The sequence below is a fragment of the Dietzia sp. UBA5065 genome, assembly GCA_002415925.1.
Lineage (GTDB): Bacteria > Actinomycetota > Actinomycetes > Mycobacteriales > Mycobacteriaceae > Dietzia.
Genome location: DIAZ01000026.1, coordinates 3,891 through 6,814, shown reverse-complemented (window position 1 = coordinate 6,814; position 2,924 = coordinate 3,891). Strand labels below are relative to the sequence as shown.

The 2,924-nt window shown below is 71.0% G+C and carries 2 protein-coding genes and 1 pseudogene; 1 reads left to right on the top strand and 2 read right to left on the bottom strand.

The window, feature by feature from the left end; translation table 11 throughout:
* A pseudogene (locus tag B4M60_RS02125) lies at positions 1–383 on the bottom strand (Fe-S cluster assembly protein SufB); the annotation flags it as partial.
* The gene (locus B4M60_RS02120) at positions 380–1,117 is read right to left on the bottom strand and encodes a helix-turn-helix transcriptional regulator (protein ID WP_291079836.1); all 738 of its coding nucleotides are present in this window, start codon (positions 1,115–1,117) and stop codon (positions 380–382) included. The gene B4M60_RS02120 and the pseudogene B4M60_RS02125, both read right to left, overlap by 4 nt.
* A gap of 130 nt (positions 1,118–1,247) precedes the next feature.
* Between B4M60_RS02120 and mptB the strand changes: the two genes are divergently transcribed.
* Positions 1,248–2,834, top strand: a complete 1,587-nt coding sequence (gene mptB / locus B4M60_RS02115) for a polyprenol phosphomannose-dependent alpha 1,6 mannosyltransferase MptB (protein WP_291079834.1) — start codon at positions 1,248–1,250, stop codon at positions 2,832–2,834.
* The last annotated feature ends 90 nt before the right edge of the window (positions 2,835–2,924 follow it).

The window sequence follows — 2,924 nt, the reverse complement described above, 5'->3', positions numbered from 1 at the left end:
GGGATGCCAAGCCGGTCGTAGGTGTTCTTGATGTCCTCGGGCAGGTCCTCCCAGCTGGTGGCCTGCTTCTCCGTGGACCGGACGAAGTATTTGATGTTGTCGAAGTCGATACCGGACAGGTCCGACCCCCAGGTGGGCATCGGCTTCTTGTAGAAGGTGGACAACGCCTTGAGACGCTTCTCCAGCATCCACGCGCTCTCGCTCTTCTTGGCGGAGATGTCACGGACCACGGCCTCCGAGAGGCCGCGCTGGGCGGTGGCCCCGGCGTTGTCCGAATCGTGCCAGCCGTAGTTGTACTGGCCGAGTGAGGCGATCCGCTCCTCGTCGGTGGTCGGCTCGTGCCCTGTGACGTCGGCCGTCACCTGATCTGGGGTGATGGTCATCGCACTGTCCTTTCGGGGGTCGGAGCCGACGCGTCCGCGCCGGCAACAGCGGGGATCGTGGACGCGAGGTCATCCGCGGTCACGATCCCTGTCGGGATGTTGGTGGTGCAGGCGCAGTTGCCGCCGGCGATGGTGGCGAGGCGCTGCACGTGGGTGCCCACGATCTCGGACACCACCTCCTGCTCGGCCTCGCACAGTTCGGGGAAGTGCGAGGCGACGTTCCAGACCGGGCAGTGGTGCTGGCAGATCTGCAGGCCCGTCCCGGCCTCCTCGACCGAGGAGGCGTACCCCGCCTCGGACAGGGCCGCGGCGATGTCCGTCGCCGCGCGCTGGACGTCCCCGGCTCCCTCGGCGGGCCGCACGTGCCCGATCACCGATCGCACGCGGTCGCGGGCGAACTCCGCGACGGCGGCGGAGCCACCGACGCGGCGCAGCGCGGTGAGGGCCTCGACCGCCAGGTTGTCGTACCCGTGGCGGGCGGTGCTCCGTCCCGTGGCCGTGACCTGGAAGGCCTTGGCCGGACGGCCGCGGGTGCCCGCGGGGCGGGTGCGGACCGTCTCGACCTCGCCGGACTCGACGAGGTGGTCCAGATGCCGCCGGACCCCGGCGGCGGTGAGACCCAGATGGTCGCCGATCTCGCCGGCGGTGAGGGCCCCGCGCTCCAGGAGGAGTTCACGGATGGCCGAACGGGTGTCGGGCCGTGTGCTGCTGTCGTAGACGTGCTGCACGCTCATGCGCCTCTCCCTTCCGGCTATGCTCGGTGCGCCCCGGGTGGGACGCACCACACGATATTACGCAACACCCGTGTGACGGAAATATTCCCCCACCCCCGGGCGGGTCCGCACGGCCGGCGAGAGGTGACCTGTGGCACGAGCCTTCCCGAGCCGCGGTGCCGGATCGGTCACCGCGCGGCTCCACACCGAGGAGCGGTTCACCGGGGCCCCCTCGTCGGCCGAGATGGCCCGCCTGCGGCGCATCCGGAGGATCGGCACCACGGCGACCGTCGCGATGGCCGTGGGCGCGCTGGGCGCGGGAGCCCTGCCGGTCCTGCAGAACCCGGTGGCCGGCGAGCGGCTGTTCGGGCTCTGGCTCCGGCTCCAGCAGTCGTCGATGACCGTCGTCATGACGGGGATGGTCGTGGTGACGCTCTGCTGGCTGCTGCTCTCCCCGTTCGTCCTGGGCAGGGATCTCCGGGGGCGGCTGAGCGGGCGCATCGACAGGGCCACGCTCGACCGGATCATCGCCTCGTGGGCCCTGCCCCTCGCGTTGGCCCCGCCCATGTTCAGCAAGGACGTCTACAGCTATCTCGCCCAGGGGGCCATCGGCAACACCCTGGCGGACCCGTACGAACTCGGTCCCGTCTCGGCCCTCGGGACCTCGCACGCGCTGACGGTCAACGTCCCCGACATCTGGCGAGACACCCCCAACCAGTACGGGCCGCTCTTCCTCGGCGTGCAGAAGGTCATCCACTCCCTCACCGGCGACGAGGTGGTGGCGGGGACGATCCTGCACCGAGCGGTGGCCGTGCTCGGCATCCTCATGCTGGGGTGGGCCGTCCCGCGCCTCGCCGAGTACTGCGGGGTGTCGGACGTGGCGGCGCTGTGGCTCGCCGTGGCCAACCCCCTCGTGCTGTTCCACCTGGTCTCCGGGATCCACTCGGAGTCGCTCATGATGGGCCTGTTGGCGATAGGGCTGGTCCTGGCCCTGCGTGCCGTCGACTCGCTCGGCAGCGGGAGGCGCCCGGTCCTGCTCTTCGTGCTGGGGACCGTGCTCGTCACCGGGTCGGCGTTGGTCAAGCTCCCCACGGTGGTGGCCCTGGGGTTCATCGGGATGGCGTTGTCCCGCCGGTGGGGCGGGGGGTACCTCGCCACCGCCAGGGCGGTCGTGGTGATGCTGGCGATCAGCGGCGCCACGACTGGGGTGGCGATGCTGGCGACCTCGTCCGGGCTGGGCTGGATCACCAAGCTCGGCGCGGCGACGTCGCTGCGGAGCTGGCTGTCCCCTCCCACGGCCCTGGGGGTGATCGCGGGGGGGATCGGCCAATTCCTCGGGTTGGGAGACCACACCGCCCAGATCCTCGTCATGGTCCAGACCGCCGCGCTCGTGCTGGCGGGCGCGTTCACCGTCCGGATGCTCTTCGCCGTCCAGTCGGGACGGATCAACCCGGTCGGCGGTCTCGGGGTGTCCATGGCCGCGATCGTCCTGTGCTTCCCCGTGGTCCAACCCTGGTACGTCCTCTGGGCGCTCATCCCCCTGGCGGCGTGGGCGTCCCGGATGGAGTTCCGCCGCCCGGTGGTGCTGGTGAGCGCGGTCCTCGCCTGCTTCACCCTCCCGCCGGGTGCGGGGCTGCCCCCGTTCGTCACCGTGCAGGCCTGGGCCGCGACGGTTGTCGCCGTGGGGATCGTGGTGGTGGCGATGTTCCGGTGGCCGGGGCTGTTGCGCTTCCGGTGATCCCGGCGGCCTAGAATGCACGGGTGACCTCCCCGACCGACTCCCCCGCGCTCCGGGTCGAGGGACTCGTCAAGACGTTCGGCGACACCG

What these genes read in the sequence shown, in the direction of transcription:
- B4M60_RS02120 (WP_291079836.1), bottom strand. Translation starts at nt 1,117, where the DNA reads ATGAGCGTGCAGCACGTCTACGACAGCAGCACACGGCCCGACACCCGT.